Origin of the sequence: Lelliottia wanjuensis (assembly GCF_030238365.1) — a bacterium.
Classification (GTDB): Bacteria; Pseudomonadota; Gammaproteobacteria; order Enterobacterales; family Enterobacteriaceae; genus Enterobacter; species Enterobacter wanjuensis.
Window position 1 is genome coordinate 249976 of sequence record NZ_JASSOT010000001.1, and the last position, 18388, is coordinate 268363.

Here is an 18388-nt window from a genome sequence, read left to right on the forward strand (position 1 = left end):
AAAACACTTTCTGAACATACACATAGGTGTTGCCAGTCTCACATTCCAGATGCTTCATCCTTTTTAAGGGTGAAGTTTTACAGGTAATTAATTAACATGCTTTGCTCTTGCCCATATTCATTTCTTGTTAAGAGAATGGCTGAAAAATCAATCGGTATCCGCACAATTTTACCACCAAAGAGTCACTTGACTCTTCAGAGATTAAAAAATGTCTAATACCATGCTGTTATATAAAAATGTTACTGCATTGTCTCGTGATACACATAAATCATTAAAACTGGATCCGGTCACCGGTTTCGAAGTCGCGGCGAAGACGCATTGGGTACCGACTGCTGGCGTTGAGCTGTATCAGGCGGCGCATCATTATCCTGTTGTTTTCGTCAATGAAAATCATAATGGCGACGTCACTACCACTCCTCTTTTACTTCTGGGCCTTGAGGCTGGTCGCAATGACTTTGTCGCGAGTGATTATTCCTGGAAAAAAGGGTGCTATATTCCGGCATTTATTCGCCGCTATCCCTTTGTGATTGCCGCTGCTAATAAAGACGCCAGTGAATTCACCCTGTGTTTTGATTCTTCTTTCCCCGGTTTTAATAAGAAAAAAGGAAAGGCGCTGTTTACTAAAGAGGGTAAAAATAGCGAGTTTCTTGAAGAGACGCTTCAGTTTATGAATGGGTTTAATATTGAAATGAAACGCACACGTGAATTTGTTGACCTGCTGAATAAACATCTGCTTCTTGAAAAATGCGCAGCCCAGATAGTCAGCAGTACCAACGTTGCATTTAACGTTCAGGATTTTCTGGTGGTGAGTGAAAAAAAACTGGCGAATCTGGACGGAGAGGCTTTGGTTGAACTCAACCAAAAAGGGTATTTGGGCTGGATAACGGCTCATTTAATGTCCCTGTCAAACTTACCCAAACTCCTCGATATGCATCTGGAGAATAAATCCTCCGCTGACGTCAAACATTAATCCTGACAACCATCTTGCGGTAAAAATTGAGAAAGGCAGCCTGATTTTGAGGCTGCCTTTTTGCTGTCCGCTTTACACTTTTGGTATCCAGCGTTATCTCTTTTACTATAGACCTCAATTTTTTCAGAAAGAGAGATCGAAATGACGACTCTGCCGTGGCGGATACGCAGGCGTTTGTGGGCGGTGACAAAACACGCCCTGGTGGTGCTGGGCATTGTGGCGGTCGTGCTGCTGGCCGTGAGAATTTATAAGTCGCAAACCGGCCCGGCGTTGCATCCCTGGCATACCTGGACGGCGGATGAGTTTTCCGTACAGGAGACCGACCGCGCCAGCTTTGGTGATTTTCTGACGCGCGAAACGGCAATCTTTCACGATCTACAAACCCAGGTGACGGACAAGCTGGACGAGGCTGACCGGACGCCGCTCAACCGGTTTTATCGTCACAGCCCGATGTGGCCGGGGCAGTTTCCCGACGACGCTAACCACTCCTTTGTGCTGATGCCGCAGGGCAAACCGAAAGGGGCCGTCGTTCTCCTGCACGGTCTGACGGATTCTCCCTACAGCGTGCGCAGTATCGCCGTTGATTATCAGCAGCGCGGGTTTGTAGCCGTCGCGCCGCGTCTGCCCGGACACGGCACCGCGCCAGGCGCACTGACCAACGTCGACTGGGAAGAGTGGCTGGCCGTCGCGCGTCTTTCAGTGCGCGAAGCCACTCGTCTGGCGGGCAACGACGTGCCGTTGCATCTGGTGGGCTATTCCAACGGCGGGGCGCTGGCGATGAAATACGCCCTCGACGCCATTGACGATCCTCATCTGCGTAAACCGCAGCAGCTGATCCTGCTGTCACCGATGATCCGCGTCCACGCCTTCGCCCGTTTTGCCGGCCTCGCCGGACTGCCTGCGCTGCTGCCGCCCTTTGCTAAAGCGGCCTGGCTCAGCGTGCTGCCGGAATATAATCCGTTCAAATACAATTCGTTCCCGGTGAATGCCGCCCGCCAGTCCTGGCAGTTAACTCAGGCGCTGCAAAAACAGATCAACATCCTGGCACGCCAGAACAAACTGACGGCACTCCCGCCGGTGCTGGCGTTTCAGTCGGTGATGGATTCGACCGTCAGCACGCGCGGGGTGGTCGATTCCCTGTTTAACCTCCTGCCGGAAAACGGCAGCGAGCTGGTGCTGTTCGATATCAACCAGGCGAGTACGCTGCGCCCGCTATTCAGGCCGGGATCTTATGTGGCTGTGAATGCGCTGCTACCGCCCACGCCGCGCCGGTTCGCGATCACGGTAGTTACCAATGCGTCTGCGCAGACCTTAGATACCGTCGCCCGAACCACGGCGGCAGGGGCAAAAGATGAAACCGTCCAGCCGTTGACGACGCCGTATCCGCGCGATCTCTACTCCTTATCCCACGTGGCGATCCCGTTCCCGCCGACGGACGATCTGTACGGCATTGAACCGGTGGATCCACGGCGTTACGGTATTAATCTGGGTAACATCGCCCTGCGCGGTGAGACCTCCACGCTGGTGGTGGGAATGGATTCCCTGATGCGCGTGACCTCGAATCCGTTTTACGGGTATATGCTGGAGCGGATTAATCAGCGAATTATCCCCGACAAGGGATAAATCGTAAATATCCCTTTGCGAGGATAATTTGCTTTTATCCGCGATCGGGGATATTTTAAATTTATCCGCGATCGGGGATAAAAGAGGACACCATGAAAATTACCACATCCGCTACGCTCGCTAACGCGATACGCGATCAGCGTAAATCGCTGCAGCTGACACAGGCAGAGACCGCTGAACGTGTGGGCATGAAGCAGACCACCGTGTCAGGCTTTGAGCAAAACCCGGATACCAGTAAGCTGGAAACGCTGTTCCGTCTGCTTTCCGCGCTGGAACTGGAATTACACGTCGTCCCGCGCGGCGCAGCTGCTGACAAGGACAGCGGCTGGACTCAGGAGTGGTAAATGAAAAATAGTCAGCTCACCGTGGCGATGAATGGCACGGTAGTCGGCACGCTTTATCGTAACGGTAAAGGCGCGATGTCCTGGCAATATGCGCAGACGTGGCTGCAAACGCCCGGTGCGCGTGTGATCTCCCAGTCGCTGCCGCTCACGCCGCGTCGTCAGGAAGGCGAGGCGGTCTATAACTTCTTCAGCAATTTGCTGCCCGACTCGCAGGCGATTATTGCCCGCTTGCAAACCCGTTTTAAAGTGCCGACCGATCATCCCTTTGATCTGCTGGCAAGCGTCGGACGCGACTGCGTCGGGGCGATTCAGCTCTATCCCGACGATATCGCCATGCCTGCAGTCACGCAGATACATTCCACGCCGCTGACGGATGCGGACATTGCGACGCTGCTCGACGGATACCGTAACGCGCCGCTGGGCATGAGCGACGACCAGGATTTTCGAATTTCCCTTGCCGGGGCTCAGGAGAAAACCGCGCTGCTCTGGCATCAGGGGCAGTGGCAGCGACCGCACGGCAGCACGCCGACCAGCCATATCTTTAAACTCCCAATCGGGAAAATCGAACAGAACAATATCGATCTGACGGAAAGCTGTGAGAACGAGTGGCTTTGCCTGCAGATTGCTCGGGAGTTTGGTTTCGCCGTTGCGGATGCATCCTTAGCGACCTGGGCGGATAAAACGGTGCTGGTCGTTGAGCGTTTCGACCGCAGATGGTCGCGGGACGGAAGTTGGCTGATGCGACTCCCGCAGGAAGATATGTGTCAGGCGCTGGGGTATTCCCCGGCGCTGAAATATGAGTCTCACGGCGGCCCCGGTATTGCGGAAATCATGACCCTGTTACTGGGTTCGCGTCGCGCTTTGCAGGATCGCGATACCTTTTTCCGTACGCAGATCTTCTACTGGCTGATTGGCGCCATTGATGGCCACGCGAAAAACTTCAGCGTGTTTATCGAGCCGGAATCTTCGTATGTCATGACACCGCTGTACGACATCCTGTCGGCTTATCCCATTCTGGGCGCAAAGGGCATCTCTGCACAGAAAGCGAAAATGGCGATGGCGCTACAGGGTAAAAACCGTCAGTACCACTGGGCGCAAATTCAGCCGCGTCATTTCCCGGCCACGGCTGAACGTGTCGGTTTCTCGGCCGCGCGGGCGAGGGCCATGATGGCGGAGATTGGAACCATGACGCCTGATGTCATTGATAAAGTGAGTGCGCTGTTACCCGCTGATTTTCCTTCGCATATTAGCGAGGCGATTTTCCGCGGGATGGAAAAGCAGGCGGAAAGGCTGCTCAGGGCGGAATAAACCCGCGCTTACATTTACATTGTTTATGTATATACCAGGCAATCTGAAAACGATTTTTTGAGGATATATTATTAGTCGACAGCGATAAATTATGATAAACAATCGCTTAAAGACCAAATTATCATGACGGGATACACGCGCTGTGCTGACTACACTCATTTATCGAAGCCAGTTAAATTCATCCTGTGAACCTTTCAAACTCATTTCACTGGTCGAAAAAGCGAAGCAGCGGAATGCAGGGCTGAACATTACCGGCATTCTGCTGTTTAACGGCGCTGAGTTCCTGCAAATCCTCGAGGGGAAGGAAGAGAGCGTCGTTAAGCTGTTCCATAAAATCCGCGCGGATAAGCGTCATCACGGCGTGGTGGAGCTGATGCGCGATTATGGGCCAAGACGACGCTTCGAAAACGTCGGCATGCTGCTTTTCGATCTGCAGGTCGATACGCCAAAGTCCGTACTGGAATCGGTGCTGCGCTACAGCAAACTCGAAAGCTATCTCACCTCGGAAGATCGGGTCTTTAAATTCATTCAGTCCTTTATCACCCGGCAAAAGAAGCCAGGGGATGACGGCCTGTTTCGCCCGGATTACTGGAAGCTGGAGTCCGAAGTCGCGCCTTTTGGTCGTGGCGTCGAAGGCTTGATGACCAATCAGATTTGCCAGTTTGCCTTCCAGCCGATTGTTGAACCTTCGGAGGGGAAAATCACCTCTCTGGAAGCCCTGATTCGCGGTAACGACGGCGGTAGCCCGGAGCGATTCTTTAACGAGATCCCTGCCGACAAACTCTACGAGATTGATCTCCAGACCAAAGCCTATGCCTTCGCGCTGGCGGAGAAGATTGGCATTGGCGATCACAAAATCGCGATTAACCTGCTGCCGGGTTCGCTGATTAACGTTCCTGACGCGGTGGAGTTTCTGGTCGATAACATCGCCAGACACCATCTGTTGCCTGAGCAGGTGGTGGTAGAAGTGACGGAAAACGAGATGATTTCCGGCTTCAATCAATTTATCAGCGCCATTAAACAGCTGCGGGTAGCGGGAATAGGGCTGGCGATCGATGATTTCGGTTCGGGCTATGCCGGGCTGTCGCTGCTCACCAAATTCCAGCCGGATAAAATCAAAATCGATCGGGAAATTGTCAGCGATATTCACCTTAGCGGTCCGAAGCAGGCGATTGTGAAATCCATTGTCAGCTGCTGTACCGATATGGAAATTACGCTGGTGGCAGAGGGGATCGAAAAAATGGAGGAGTGGTGCTGGCTGGAGTCTGCCGGTATCAAACGCTTCCAGGGGTTTCTGTTTGCCCGTCCGCAGCTGAACGGCGTCGGGGATATTCACTGGCCGCAGGTTAATCCTTCCCATCACACCAGAAACTAAAAGACGACGTGCCCAGGCGATATTTCCCATTGTGCCATGATGTGCTTAAATAGCTAAACCGGTTTAATTAAAGTTTAGCTTGAGGTGAGCATGAAAAAAATATGGGTGCTGGGCGACGCCGTGGTCGATCTTCTTCCGGATGGAGAGGGACGACTATTACAGTGTCCGGGCGGGGCGCCAGCCAATGTGGCGGTTGGTATTGCGCGGCTTGGCGGGCATAGCGCGTTTATCGGCAGAGTGGGCGATGATCCTTTTGGCCGCTTTCTGCGTCAGACATTAATCAGAGAAAAGGTGGATGTAGAGTGGATGCATCTCGACCCTCTGCATCGCACCTCGACAGTGGTGGTGGACCTGGACGAAAGCGGAGAACGCTCGTTTACCTTCATGGTACGACCGAGCGCTGATCTGTTTCTGACGCAAAAGGATCTGCCAGGCTTTCACGAGGGCGACTGGCTGCACGTCTGCTCGATTGCCCTGAGCGCACAGCCCAGTCGTACCACGACGTTTCAGGCGATGGATGCCATCAAAGCGGCGGGGGGTTATGTCAGCTTTGACCCCAACATTCGTCCCGATCTCTGGCAGGATGATAACCAGTTACGCGAGTGTCTGATGCAGGCGATGCGTAAAGCCGATGTCGTAAAACTTTCCGTTGAGGAGCTGACCTTTTTGAGCGGACTTGATGAGCTGGAGCCCGCGCTGGCGCTGGTGGTTAGCCAGTCTCAGTCACCTTTAGTGCTGGTGACAAAAGGCAAAGAGGGCGTTGTCGCCTGGCACAATGGCACCTTGACCGCGTATTCCGCAGCGCCGGTGGTAAGTGTGGATACCACCGGCGCCGGAGATGCGTTTGTCGCCGGACTGCTGTATGGGCTGGTCAATCATACGGGCGATCTCCCTGCGATCCTGACGCTGGCGCAGCGCTGCGGCGCGCTGGCGACCACCTCAAAAGGTGCGATGACCGCGCTGCCTTACCAGCACGAACTGTAATTACTTTCCCTCCCCAGACCGCTCGTCTGCGGTCTGAATTGTCGCCCTGGTCACATTTACTAAATCGGTTTAGCAAAAAACATTGCCGATCCAAAATTCAGCAGTTTAGTATCACTCACCTAAACCGGTTTAGCAGATTAGCAACTTTCAATAACCTCTTTTAGGGATGCGACAAAATGTATAAAAAACGCAGACTTGCCGTGATGATTGGCATGCTGGCCGGGAGTGCCTCCGTCTACGCTCAGACGGATATGAACAGTATTGAAGCGCGTCTTGCGATGCTCGAACAACGTTTGCAGGAGGCAGAGAGCCGCGCGCAGGCCGCTGAAAAGCGCGCCAGTGCCGCAGAGCAGAAAACGCAGCAGCTGGTGGCCGTGCAACAGCAAACCCAGACCACCACTCAGGAAGTCGCACAGCGTACCGCGGCGCTGGAGAAAAAAGCCGACCAAACCAGCGGGTTTGAGTTCCACGGGTATGCTCGCTCGGGTTTACTGATGAACGATGCGGCATCCAGCAGCAAAAGCGGCCCTTATCTGACGCCTGCCGGGGAAACGGGCGGTGCAGTGGGGCGTCTTGGCAACGAAGCCGATACCTACGTCGAACTGAACGTGGAGCATAAACAGACGCTGGATAACGGCGCGACCACACGTTTTAAAGCGATGCTGGCCGACGGCCAAAAAACCTATAACGACTGGTCTGCCGATTCGAGCGATCTCAATATTCGCCAGGCCTTTGCCGAGCTGGGGCAATTACCTGATTTCAGCGGGCCATTGAAAGGCAGCACCTTCTGGGCCGGGAAGCGTTTCGACCGCGATAATTTCGACATTCACTGGCTCGATTCTGATGTGGTGTTCCTCGCAGGGACCGGCGGCGGGGTGTATGACGTGAAGTGGAGCGATGATTTCCGCAGTAACTTCTCCCTCTATGGACGCAACTTCGGCAGCCAGGAAGAGATCGACAACAACGTCCAGAACTACATCCTGAGTATGAATCACTTTGCCGGTCCGCTGCAGGTGATGGTGAGCGGGATGCGCGCCAAAGATAACGATGACCGCAAAGACGCCAACGGCGACGCTATCAAGACTGACGCGGCCAATCACGGTGTCCATGCCCTGGTCGGTCTGCATAATGAGAGTTTCTACGGCCTGCGAGAAGGCTCGGCGAAAACCGCGCTGCTGTACGGCCACGGCCTGGGCGCCGAAGTGAAAAGTCTCGGCTCTGATGGCGCGCTTCTGTCGGAGGCGGACACCTGGCGATTCGCGACCTATGGCACTACGCCAGTCGGCGGCGGGTGGCATATTGCCCCGGCGGTGCTGGCCCAGAGCAGCAAAGATCGCTATGTCAAAGGCGACAGCTACGAGTGGGTCACCCTGAATACACGTTTAATCAAAGAGGTCACCCAGAACTTTGCGCTGGCCTTTGAGGGCAGCTATCAGTACATGGATTTAGACCCGAAAGGCTACAAAGATCGCAACGCCGTCAACGGCAGTTTCTACAAACTGACCGTCGCGCCAACCTTAAAAGCCGGCAAGATCGGCGATTTCTTCAGTCGCCCGGAACTGCGTTTGTACGCCACCTGGATGGACTGGAGCAGCAAACTGGATCACTACGCCAGCGATGATGCCTTTGGCAGCAGCGGTTTCAACGCGGGCGGGGAATGGAACTTTGGGGTACAGATGGAAACCTGGTTTTAACCCTTTACGCTCCCGCACTGCGGGGGCGTCACTTACATCATAAAAATGCGTTCAGACAGAGGTGTCTATGGATTTTGATAATATCGCCCGCGCGCTTATTCCGCTGCTCGGTGGCAAAGAGAACATCGCCAGCGCGGCGCACTGCGCAACGCGGTTGCGTCTGGTGCTGGTTGACGACGCCCTCGCCGATCAGCAGGCGATTGGGCAGGTCGAAGGGGTGAAAGGGTGTTTTCGTAACGCAGGCCAGATGCAGATTATTTTTGGTACCGGTGTGGTCAACAAAGTCTATGCGGCGTTTATTCAGGCCACCGGCATTGGCGAGTCAAGCAAGTCGGAAGCGGCCGACATCGCGGCGCGGAAACTGAACCCATTCCAGCGCATTGCCCGACTGCTGTCGAATATCTTTGTGCCGATTATTCCTGCCATTGTGGCATCCGGCCTGCTGATGGGTCTGCTCGGCATGGTCAAAACCTACGGGTGGGTGAATGCGGATAACGCCATCTACATCATGCTCGACATGTGTAGTTCGGCGGCGTTTATTATTCTGCCGATCCTGATTGGTTTTACCGCCGCCCGAGAATTTGGCGGTAACCCGTATCTTGGCGCCACGCTCGGGGGGATCCTGACTCACCCGGCGCTAACCAACGCCTGGGGTGTGGCCTCCGGTTTCCATACCATGGACTTTTTCGGCTTTGAAATTGCCATGATCGGCTACCAGGGAACGGTGTTCCCGGTGCTGCTGGCGGTGTGGTTTATGAGCCTCGTCGAGAAGCAGCTTCGCCGTGTGATCCCGGATGCGCTGGATCTGATCCTGACCCCATTCCTGACCGTGATTATCTCCGGTTTTATCGCATTACTGATTATTGGCCCGGCAGGCCGCGCGCTGGGCGATGGTATTTCGTTTATTTTAAGCACCCTGATTGCCCACGCCGGATGGCTGGCAGGACTGCTGTTTGGCGGGTTGTATTCGGTTATCGTCATTACCGGGATTCACCATAGTTTTCATGCGATTGAAGCGGGGCTGTTGGGCAATCCGTCGATTGGCGTGAATTTCCTGCTGCCGATTTGGGCGATGGCGAACGTCGCGCAGGGCGGAGCCTGTCTGGCCGTATGGTTCAAAACGAAAGATGCCAAAATTAAAGCGATCACGCTGCCGTCGGCGTTTTCGGCGATGCTGGGCATCACCGAAGCGGCTATTTTTGGTATCAACCTGCGCTTTGTGAAGCCGTTTATTGCCGCGCTGATCGGCGGTGCCGCGGGCGGTGCCTGGGTCGTATCGGTACATGTTTACATGACGGCGGTCGGGCTGACGGCGATCCCGGGCATGGCGATCGTGCAGGCGAACTCGCTGCTTAACTATATTATTGGAATGGTAATCGCATTTGGTGTCGCCTTTGCGGTCTCATTACTGCTGAAATACAAAACGGACTCTGAATAATGACGCTTCCTTACCGCTGGCCTGCCGTTTTGCAGGCCGTCATGAAAGGGCAACCGCGTGCGTTAGAGGATAGCCACTACCCGCAGTGGCATCCCGCGCCCGTGACCGGTCTGATGAACGATCCCAACGGTTTTATCTGGCATGCCGGACGTTACCATCTGTTTTATCAGTGGAACCCGCTGGATTGCGATCATCGCTATAAATGCTGGGGCCACTGGAGCTCAGAGGATTTAGTGCAGTGGCAGCATGAGCCCATGGCGCTGATGCCCGACGAAGAGTATGACCGCAGCGGCTGCTATTCCGGCAGCGCGGTCGATAACAATGGCGTGCTGACGCTCTGTTATACCGGCAATGTGAAGTTCGATGACGGTAGCCGCACGGCGTGGCAGTGTCTCGCCGTACAAAATGCCGACGGAGGATTCGATAAACTCGGCCCGGTACTGCCGCTACCGGCGGGTTACACCGGCCACGTTCGCGACCCGAAAGTGTGGCAGCACAACGGAAACTGGTACATGGTGCTGGGCGCGCAGGATCAGCAAAAACGCGGCAAGGTGCTGCTGTATAAATCGGCTGATTTGCACACCTGGGACGCCTGCGGAGAAATTGCCGGGCACGGCGTGAACGGGCTGCAGGACGCGGGGTACATGTGGGAGTGCCCGGATCTGTTCGAGCTGGAGGGTACGCAGGTGTTGATCTGCTGTCCGCAAGGGCTGGCACGCGAGCCGCATCGGTATCTCAATACCTATCCCGCCACCTGGATGAGCGGTGATTTTGCCTGGGACAGCGCCACGTTCAGCCACGGACCGTTACACGAACTGGACGCCGGGTTTGAGTTCTACGCCCCGCAAACCACGCTTTCAGCCGACGGTCGCCGCATTCTGATTGGCTGGATGGGCGTACCGGACGGGGAAGAGATGCTGCAGCCCACGCGGGAACACGGCTGGATCCACCAGATGACCTGCCCGCGTGAGCTCAATTTCCGTGAGGGCAAACTGTATCAACTGCCGATCCGCGAGTTGGCGCGTCTGCGAGAGCAGGCGCATCAATGGCAGGGGCGCGCCGACGATGCGCCAAGACTTGATGCCGGTCGGCTGGAATTCACGCTGATCCCCGATGGGCCCACGAAGGTGAATTTTGCCGATACGCTCTGGCTGAGCGTGGATGAGCAGGGGATTCAGCTGCAGCGTAGAAGTCTCGAAAATGGCGACATGCTCACGCGCTACTGGTGCGGAAAGGCGGTATCGCTGCGCGTCCTGTGCGATCGCTCGAGCGTCGAGATTTTCATCAACGACGGCGAAGGGGTGATGAGCAGCCGCTATTTTCCTGAACATCCGGCGCAAATTCGCTTCGAAGGTGCGCCCGTCATCACATTACGCTACTGGTCGCTTCGCGCCTGCATGATAGAATGAGGGTTTTGGCAGCCGGGTCTAAGTCGTTGTGAGAAAAACAAAACGCGTCACCATCAAAGACATTGCTGAGCTGGCGGGGGTGTCCAAAGCGACCGCCAGCCTGGTGTTGAATGGTCGTAGTAAAGAGTTACGCGTGGCAGAGGAAACCCGCGACCGGGTTCTGGCTATTGCGAAACAGCATCACTACCAGCCGAGCATTCATGCGCGTTCACTGCGAGATAACCGCAGTCACACCATCGGACTGGTGGTGCCGGAAATCACTAACTATGGTTTTGCCGTGTTTTCTCATGAGCTGGAAACCTTATGCCGCGAGGCCGGAGTCCAGCTGCTGATCTCCTGTACGGATGAAAATCCGGGGCAGGAGACGGTGGTGGTCAACAATATGGTGTCGCGGCAGGTCGACGGGCTGATTGTGGCTTCCAGTCTGCTCAACGACGCGGATTATCAAAAACTGAGCGAACAGCTTCCGGTGGTGCTCTTCGATCGCCATATGAACGACAGCTCTTTGCCGCTGGTGATCACCGATTCCATTACCCCGACGGCCGAACTGGTGGCGGATATCGCCCGCCAGCACCCGGACGAAATCTATTTTCTCGGCGGGCAGCCGAGACTCTCCCCGACCCGCGATCGTCTTGAAGGTTTTAAGCAGGGGCTGGCGAATGCTGGCGTTGAACTGCGCCCGGAGTGGATCATTCACGGAAACTATCACCCCAGCTCTGGCTACGAAATGTTTGCTGAGCTGTGTGCCCGATTAGGCCGCCCGCCGAAAGCCCTTTTCACCGCTGCATGTGGTTTGCTGGAAGGGGTCTTGCGTTATATGGGGCAGCATCACCTCTTGCAAAGCGATATGCGGCTGGCCAGCTTTGACGATCACTATCTCTATGATTCATTGACTATCCCGATTGATACAGTGCGGCAGGACAATCGCCAGCTGGCATGGCACTGTTTCGATTTAATTGGCAAGCTGATCGAAGGGGAAACCCCGGAACCGCTGCAACGCAAGCTGGCAGCGACACTGCAGAAACGCTATCAGGCCGGTCAATGATCCTTCACACATTCAGGAGCGATATGCGCCGTTCACTTCTTATCATGACGTCATGGTTTCTTCCCGCGCTGGCGATGGCGGCCAGCGATCTTCCGCCGATCGTGAAGCAGTTTGGCGAGCAGCAGGGCATTCAGAACATCAAGGAAATTGACGCACCCGGCGGCATGAAAAGCTGGATTGGTCAGTATCAGGATATGGGCGTGACGTTGTTTATGACGCCTGACGGGAAGCATGTCATCTCTGGTTATCTTTATGATGGTAAAGGGAAAAACATCAGCGAAGACTATTTCCAGAAAGAGATTTACATCCCGCTGGGCCGCCAGATGTGGGAAACCCTCAACAAAACGCAGCCATTGAAAGAGGGCGCGGAAACGGCTCCGCGGAAGGTGTTTGTCTTTGCCGATCCGTTCTGCCCGTACTGCAAAAAATTCTGGGCGGAAGCGCAGCCGTGGGTGAAAGCCGGGAAAGTGCAGCTGAATACGCTGCTGGTTGCGTTCCTGAATCCGAAAAGCGGCCCGAATGCGACCGCCATTCTGAATGCGGCCGATCCTGTTGAAGCCTGGAAAGCGTACGAACTGTCCGGGGGTAAAACGTTGCCAGCGCTTAAGGGGGATTCATCTCGTGAAACCTTCAATCTGCTCCAGCAACACCAGAAACTGATGGATGAGCTGGGCGCAAACGCAACGCCCGCCATTTATTACATGAATGCGAAGAACGAACTGCAGCAGGTGGTCGGGATGCCAGATCAGCAACAGCTGCTGGAGATGTTCGGGCCCAAACCGGAATAGCCGCCGGGGTTATGAACCCCAGCGCGTTTTGATATAGCTGACCGCTTCCTGCGCCTGCGGCTGGTTGAGATAGTCCTCTCTGAACAGAATCGTACCGTCGATGTGCGGTACCGATTCGTTCAAATCGATCTGTTTTTTCAGCTCCGGCACGCCGCCGTTCACCGTCCAGTCAGGCTCATTCTTTGACGATTCCCCCACTTTATACAGCGCCACGCCGATATAGAGACGCGTGTTGGTCGGCTTGACGACGTCCGCCCACCATTTCGCCAGTACGTCGTAGCGGGCCGCTTTGCGGGAGAAGGGCCAGTAAACCTGCGGGGCGATGTAATCCAGTAAGCCTTCTTTCACCCACAGACGGGTATCGGCGAAGGCTTCGTCATACGCCGCGGCGCCTGAGGTTTCTGAGCCTAAAGGATCGTGCGAGCGATTGCGCCAGACGCCAGCCGGGCTCACGCCAAACTCCACGCCGGGATTGAGCTGCTTGATGGTGCGCGAGACTTGCTCGATCAGCTGGTGCGTGTTGTGCCGACGCCAGTCCGCTTTGGATGCAAACCCTGCGCCGTATTGCTGGAAGGTCTGATTATCGTTAAGCGTGGATCCGGGCGTTTCGGTATAGAAATAGTCATCGAACTGCACGCCATCGACCGGGTAGCGCGAGACGACTTCCGCCACGATGCTGGTGATCCAGTCCCGGGCTTCCGGAATGCCGGGGTCGAGCACGTAGCGGTCGCTGGCGGTGCGGATCCAGTCGCGATGGAGAACAAAAACACTGGCCGGATTAAGGGAAATCGTGCGATTCAGCTCCGCCACGGTTCCCGGTTTGGTGTTGGTCGTCACCCGGTACGGGTTAAACCAGGCGTGAACTTTCATGCCGCGTTTGTGCGCTTCATCGAGCATAAACATCAGCGGATCGTAGCCGGGGTCCTGGCCGATATGGCCGGTCAGGGTGTCAGACCATGGCAAAATCTTTGATGGCCACAGCGCGGTTCCGTCCGGTTTGATCTGGAAAAACACCGTGTTGATCCCGAGGCTTTTCAGTTTATCCAGCTTATCGGTCAGCGCTTTTTGTTGAACGCTGTTGCGGGTGGCCGGATTGCTGATATTCACCGAAGAAACCGGCGGCCAGTCGAGACGAGACACGGTTGCGAGCCAGATACCGCGCATCGGGCCCTGGTCTTTTTGCGATTTTGCCGTCAGGGGATGCTTCGCCACCGGCGGAAGCGGGGTGACTAACGATTTCGGCGGTTTGGACGAGCAGCTGGCGAGCAGCAGCGCGATAAGAATGAGTGCGCCAGAACGTTTAACCTGTAAGGGCATCGTGTGTTAACTCTTTTTCAGGCGGCTATTGGCCCAGGGATCATTATCAAGATCTTCAGGAGCGGCATCTTCCAGCGAGTCGAGATACAGCGCTTCGACCTCAGCGCGAGCCCAGGGAGTGCGACGCAAAAACTTGAGGCTTGATTTGACGCTCGGGTCGCTTTTAAAACAGTTAATGTTGATCAGTTTGCCGAGTTGAACCCAACCGTAGCGGGCAACCAGAGCGTTGACCTGCATTTCAAGCGTTACGCCGTGCAAAGGATCTTTGGAATTGTGTGCTGCCATAGTGAAATCCGGTTTCTGCTGTGAGTCGTCAGGGAGTGCAGGGGAAGGTTACAAGAAAGTCGGGATATCGGCAAATAAACCAGGGTTTTAAACCCTACCCGGCGGGCAGGGTTTGACGGGGTTTCAGGTCAACAAACGGCGTTATCGAAGAAATCAATATTAAACACCGTCTCCTCTTCATACATCTCAACGACATACCACCCATCGGCGGTCACAACGTAGAATTCCCCCGGACGAATAATCCTGATTTTTTGTGCCTCTTTTGCCTGTTGCTGTTGATAGCAGAGAAGCTTCACTGCGCCCTCCATGACCGAAATTCTGGCATAGGCGCCAGCCAGGATTCGGTGTCGGAGTCTGAGCGCGTCGGGGACGTTGGTATTATTAAAGAAAGGGGTGCTTTTGATTATCTGATAATCTTGTGGGATCTGTTGCATTCTATTTTCCTGGAATTTTGAGACCTCTCAGATTGCTATTTAATCTGACGAGGACAGTCTCAAAGAGCTGGATTTCCTGGGCAGAGACATTGCCCAGAATATCGTTCCAAATATCATTGATTTTCTCATTTACCCGCCGGTTCATGGCGGAACCTTCCCGGGTAATTTCAAGAAAAATCTGTCGCTTATCGGCAGGGTTATTTTTACTGCTGCGAAGGAGACCCTGCTGTTCCAGGCGAGCAATCGACCGGGTTAAATTCTGATGAACGGTCCCGAGTTGATTCGCCAGTTCATTTTTAGTCTGACCGCTTTGGCTATCGAGTTTATCGAGGATGATGCGATCAACAAAGGTTACCCCAATCTCGTTAAGAACCGGCTCCAGGATTTGTTGCCAGGCGCTGTGATTCTCACGCAATAAATCGGTTAACTGAGTGTAATCGCGGGTCATAAGGCCTCTTAAACTTTGATATAAAACGTGAATCCGGCCATCAGCAGTTGGGTACCAATACACGCCAGCGCCAGCCAGGAGATGCGCTTGATTATATTCATAACCGTTTCACCTAACCACCGGCAAACCGGCTGGCTAAAGTAAAAAAGCACACCCAGGATCAGCGCCACCGTGACAATGGCCAGACTCACCGCCAGCGGATTATGCGTCTGTTGCGTCAGGCTAATCGCAATAGACATCGCCGCCGGGCCCGCGATCACCGGAATACACAGGGGAACAATCGCGATATTCCCCGACACAGGCAGCGAATTATCGGCCTGCTCGCCGAGCCCTTTCAGACTCGACATCAGCAGAGACAACCCCCCGGCAAACTGTAACGCCGCGATGTTGATGCCAAACAGCTGAAAAATATGTGTGCCGCCTAAAACACACAGGATCAGCGTTATGGCGACGGCAATCGTCGTTTTGCTGCCAATCGTCTTCACCTCTTTTACGGGCATTCCTGAGGTGTAGGAACAAAAGAGGGCAAACATGGTTAACGGGTTAATGATAATAACGAGCCGCGACAGGCTATGGAGATAATTTGCCAACATGTGTTTGTGTATTCCGGTCAAATTCAGGCAAGCAGATTTTTCACGATTTCGCCGTTTTTAATCACCATCAGGACGTTATCTTCCTGTTCGTTAAACAGGTGAATATCGTCGAGTGGATTTTTTGGCAGCACCAGCAGATCGGCAAAGGCATCTTCGGCCACCACACCCAGCTTATCCTTCATGTCGAGAATTTCGGCATTGATATAGGTTGCGGAATGGAGGGTATCAAACGCGCTCTCCACCTGACTGCGCAGGGTAAGTTCGTCGTACTCAAAGCTGTGGAAATCACCGAGTAAATCGGTGCCTAAGCCAATTTTGACGTTGTGCAAGCGTGCCAGCCGGATAGATTCCAGCGCCTTCAGACGAACCTCATCCAGCTTATTCACGACGGAGTCAGGCACCTCTGAACTCATATTGTTTTTAAAGGCGTTATAGATAGCGAGCGTAGGCACCAGATAAGCCTGATGGTCGTGCATATCTTTCGCCGACTGCTCATCCAGCAAATTACCGTGCTCGATGGTTTTGACCCCATATTTGACGCAGCGCGAAATCGCAGCCGGGGTATAGGCATGGGCCATCACATAGCTGTTAAAACGGCGGGCCTCGTCGACAATCGCAATGATTTCTTCATCCGAATACTGCAGGTTATCAATTTTATCCGTTGGCGAGGCGATGCCACCTCCGGCCATGATTTTGATCTGACTGGCGCCCACACGAAACTGCTCACGCACCGCGTGCCGTACCGCTGTGACACCGTCACAGATGATCGCAATGGACGAGGCGGAGCAGAGGCTGCACGCACAAGTCACCATCTCGGACGCCTGATGACGGTAATCCCCGTGGCCGCCCGTCTGGCTTAACGCCCGGCAGCTCATAAACAGTCTTGGAGCTGGAAGCAGACCGTCATCAATGGATTTTTTAATGCCCATATCGGCGCCACCGGCATCACGGACGGAGGTAAACCCGCGGCGGATCATGTCGCGCAGGAAGTTAAAGGTCCGGGCATACATGTAGCCCTTATGGACATTAGCTTCGTTAAAATCTAGCTGACTGGCGGTGATGTGAACATGCGCATCGATCAGCCCCGGCATCACATATTTCCCTTTCAGGTCCAGCACCTGCACATTGCTCCCGACGGGGATCTCCTGCGAAGAGATAGCGACGATCTTGTCTCCCGCCAGTAAAATATTCCCGGCCGTAATGACGTTATCCTTACCATTGAAAATATTTGCATTTTTTAACAAAAGACTCATACAACCTCCGATTAGTGATATTCAAGTGCGTCAATCTGAGGGCGATTGTGCTCCCAATAAAACTAGAAAGCAATGCTTTCTAGTTTGTTTTTTGTGGTTAAAAAACGCACTCCAGAAGTCTGAGTTGGCGGCAAGGGGTAAGCGAATGGCATGCGAAAATCGCATTAATATTAATGAGAGTCTTCATGGAAAGGATTTTTCAAAGGGTTCGGGCAACTAAGAAAAGATTAATTTAACATGTCTCGATGTTTTTCAACACCCTATAAAACAACAGGTTAGAGTGAATTTAAGGTGATTTAATCTTATTTAAGATCGCATTTTTGTTATTTGAGAAAACAAAGGTTTTAATTATTGGGAATTTTCTTAAACTAGCAATCATCGTAGGGTTAATCCTATGGTGTACATAAGCTCACTGGTCTCTTACTCCACGCAAATAAATATTCCGCGCCCTGCGGAGGAGTGCTATTGCGTTGCCAGTCAGGCCGCCAGGGTATTTCTTTATTAAGGACAGACAATATGAAAATCAAACCTTCACACGCCAGCTGTTTATTTGTTGCAGGAAGCCTCGCGATCGTCATCGCGCAAACGGCTCACGCTGACTCGGCCAATACCATCACCTTTAAAGGCGAGGTCACCGAGCAGACCTGCGAAGTCACCATCAACGGTGTGAATGCGCGCCCGGTGGTGTTACTGCCGACCGTCGCCAAAAGCGAACTGGCGACGGCGGCCTCTTCAGCGGGTCTGACGGCATTTACCCTTGGGGTGACAGGTTGCACCGTCGATGCGGATGCGCTGGACATCAAAACCGTATTCGTCGCCAACAACATGACCGAGCGCGGTAACCTGGCGAATACCGGTACGGCGCAAAACGTTGAACTGCAGCTGATGACCGACAGCGCGGGGACCACGGCCATCGATCTACGTGATGCGACGCCGGTTGCCGGGATCACCGTCGCGGCAGGCAGCACTGCCGGTGAGCACGACTTTGCCGTGCAGTATTTCAGCCCGAACGGCGGGGCGACGGCCGGCACGGTGGTGGGCTCCGTGCAGTACGCCATCTCCTACCTGTAAGGGAGCACC

Annotated in this window: 18 protein-coding genes; 12 read left to right on the forward strand and 6 right to left on the reverse strand. The window is 54.1% G+C overall.

What is annotated here, in order from left to right:
• The first annotated feature begins 208 nt into the window (after positions 1–208).
• The 11 genes from QQF33_RS01195 to dsbG all read left to right on the forward strand — a co-directional run bounded on the left by QQF33_RS01195 (position 209) and on the right by dsbG (position 12978).
• Positions 209–970: a SapC family protein gene (locus tag QQF33_RS01195; protein WP_285148806.1), complete on the forward strand. Its 762-nt coding sequence runs from the start codon at positions 209–211 to the stop codon at positions 968–970.
• Between the two features lie 141 nt (positions 971–1111).
• Positions 1112–2593, forward strand: a complete 1482-nt coding sequence (locus QQF33_RS01200) for an alpha/beta hydrolase (protein WP_285148805.1) — start codon at positions 1112–1114, stop codon at positions 2591–2593.
• 92 nt (positions 2594–2685) lie between these two features.
• Complete coding sequence (locus QQF33_RS01205) at positions 2686–2937, forward strand: helix-turn-helix domain-containing protein (protein WP_285157235.1); 252 nt, start codon at positions 2686–2688, stop codon at positions 2935–2937.
• Positions 2938–4245, forward strand: coding sequence for a type II toxin-antitoxin system HipA family toxin (locus QQF33_RS01210; protein WP_285157236.1), 1308 nt, complete (start codon positions 2938–2940; stop codon positions 4243–4245).
• Between the two features lie 142 nt (positions 4246–4387).
• The gene (locus QQF33_RS01215) at positions 4388–5620 is read left to right on the forward strand and encodes a diguanylate phosphodiesterase (protein WP_285157237.1); all 1233 of its coding nucleotides are present in this window, start codon (positions 4388–4390) and stop codon (positions 5618–5620) included.
• A 90-nt stretch (positions 5621–5710) separates the two neighbouring features.
• On the forward strand, positions 5711–6604 hold the full coding sequence (locus QQF33_RS01220) for an aminoimidazole riboside kinase (RefSeq protein ID WP_285157238.1): 894 nt from the start codon (positions 5711–5713) through the stop codon (positions 6602–6604).
• Positions 6605–6780: 176 nt separating this feature from the next.
• Positions 6781–8298: a carbohydrate porin gene (locus tag QQF33_RS01225; RefSeq protein ID WP_285157239.1), complete on the forward strand. Its 1518-nt coding sequence runs from the start codon at positions 6781–6783 to the stop codon at positions 8296–8298.
• 67 nt (positions 8299–8365) lie between these two features.
• Positions 8366–9736: a sucrose-specific PTS transporter subunit IIBC gene (locus QQF33_RS01230; protein ID WP_285157240.1), complete on the forward strand. Its 1371-nt coding sequence runs from the start codon at positions 8366–8368 to the stop codon at positions 9734–9736.
• Positions 9736–11145 carry a sucrose-6-phosphate hydrolase gene (locus tag QQF33_RS01235; RefSeq protein WP_285157241.1) on the forward strand — a complete coding sequence of 470 codons (1410 nt, stop codon included), beginning with the start codon at positions 9736–9738 and terminating at the stop codon, positions 11143–11145. Before QQF33_RS01230 ends, QQF33_RS01235 begins: the two co-directional genes overlap by 1 nt.
• Before the next feature lie 28 nt (positions 11146–11173).
• Positions 11174–12190 carry a LacI family DNA-binding transcriptional regulator gene (locus QQF33_RS01240; RefSeq protein ID WP_282495225.1) on the forward strand — a complete coding sequence of 339 codons (1017 nt, stop codon included), beginning with the start codon at positions 11174–11176 and terminating at the stop codon, positions 12188–12190.
• Positions 12191–12234: 44 nt separating this feature from the next.
• Positions 12235–12978: a thiol:disulfide interchange protein DsbG gene (gene dsbG, locus QQF33_RS01245; RefSeq protein ID WP_390888457.1), complete on the forward strand. Its 744-nt coding sequence runs from the start codon at positions 12235–12237 to the stop codon at positions 12976–12978.
• Positions 12979–12987: 9 nt separating this feature from the next.
• Here dsbG and QQF33_RS01250 read toward each other — a convergent pair whose 3' ends face one another.
• From QQF33_RS01250 to QQF33_RS01275, 6 genes are all read right to left on the reverse strand, one after another.
• Entirely contained in the window at positions 12988–14295 is a 1308-nt protein-coding gene (locus QQF33_RS01250) for a glycoside hydrolase family 10 protein (protein WP_285157243.1), read from the reverse strand.
• Positions 14296–14301: 6 nt separating this feature from the next.
• Entirely contained in the window at positions 14302–14580 is a 279-nt protein-coding gene (locus tag QQF33_RS01255; RefSeq protein ID WP_282495228.1) for a VF530 family protein, read from the reverse strand.
• A gap of 128 nt (positions 14581–14708) precedes the next feature.
• Positions 14709–15014: a DUF1971 domain-containing protein gene (locus tag QQF33_RS01260; protein WP_282495229.1), complete on the reverse strand. Its 306-nt coding sequence runs from the start codon at positions 15012–15014 to the stop codon at positions 14709–14711.
• Position 15015: 1 nt separating this feature from the next.
• Positions 15016–15462 carry a MarR family winged helix-turn-helix transcriptional regulator gene (locus QQF33_RS01265; protein WP_285157244.1) on the reverse strand — a complete coding sequence of 149 codons (447 nt, stop codon included), beginning with the start codon at positions 15460–15462 and terminating at the stop codon, positions 15016–15018.
• Between the two features lie 8 nt (positions 15463–15470).
• Positions 15471–16055, reverse strand: coding sequence for a MarC family protein (locus tag QQF33_RS01270; protein ID WP_285154261.1), 585 nt, complete (start codon positions 16053–16055; stop codon positions 15471–15473).
• Between the two features lie 23 nt (positions 16056–16078).
• Entirely contained in the window at positions 16079–17308 is a 1230-nt protein-coding gene (locus QQF33_RS01275; protein ID WP_285144460.1) for a metal-dependent hydrolase family protein, read from the reverse strand.
• A gap of 516 nt (positions 17309–17824) precedes the next feature.
• Between QQF33_RS01275 and QQF33_RS01280 the strand changes: the two genes are divergently transcribed.
• Entirely contained in the window at positions 17825–18379 is a 555-nt protein-coding gene (locus tag QQF33_RS01280; protein ID WP_285157245.1) for a fimbrial protein, read from the forward strand.
• The last annotated feature ends 9 nt before the right edge of the window (positions 18380–18388 follow it).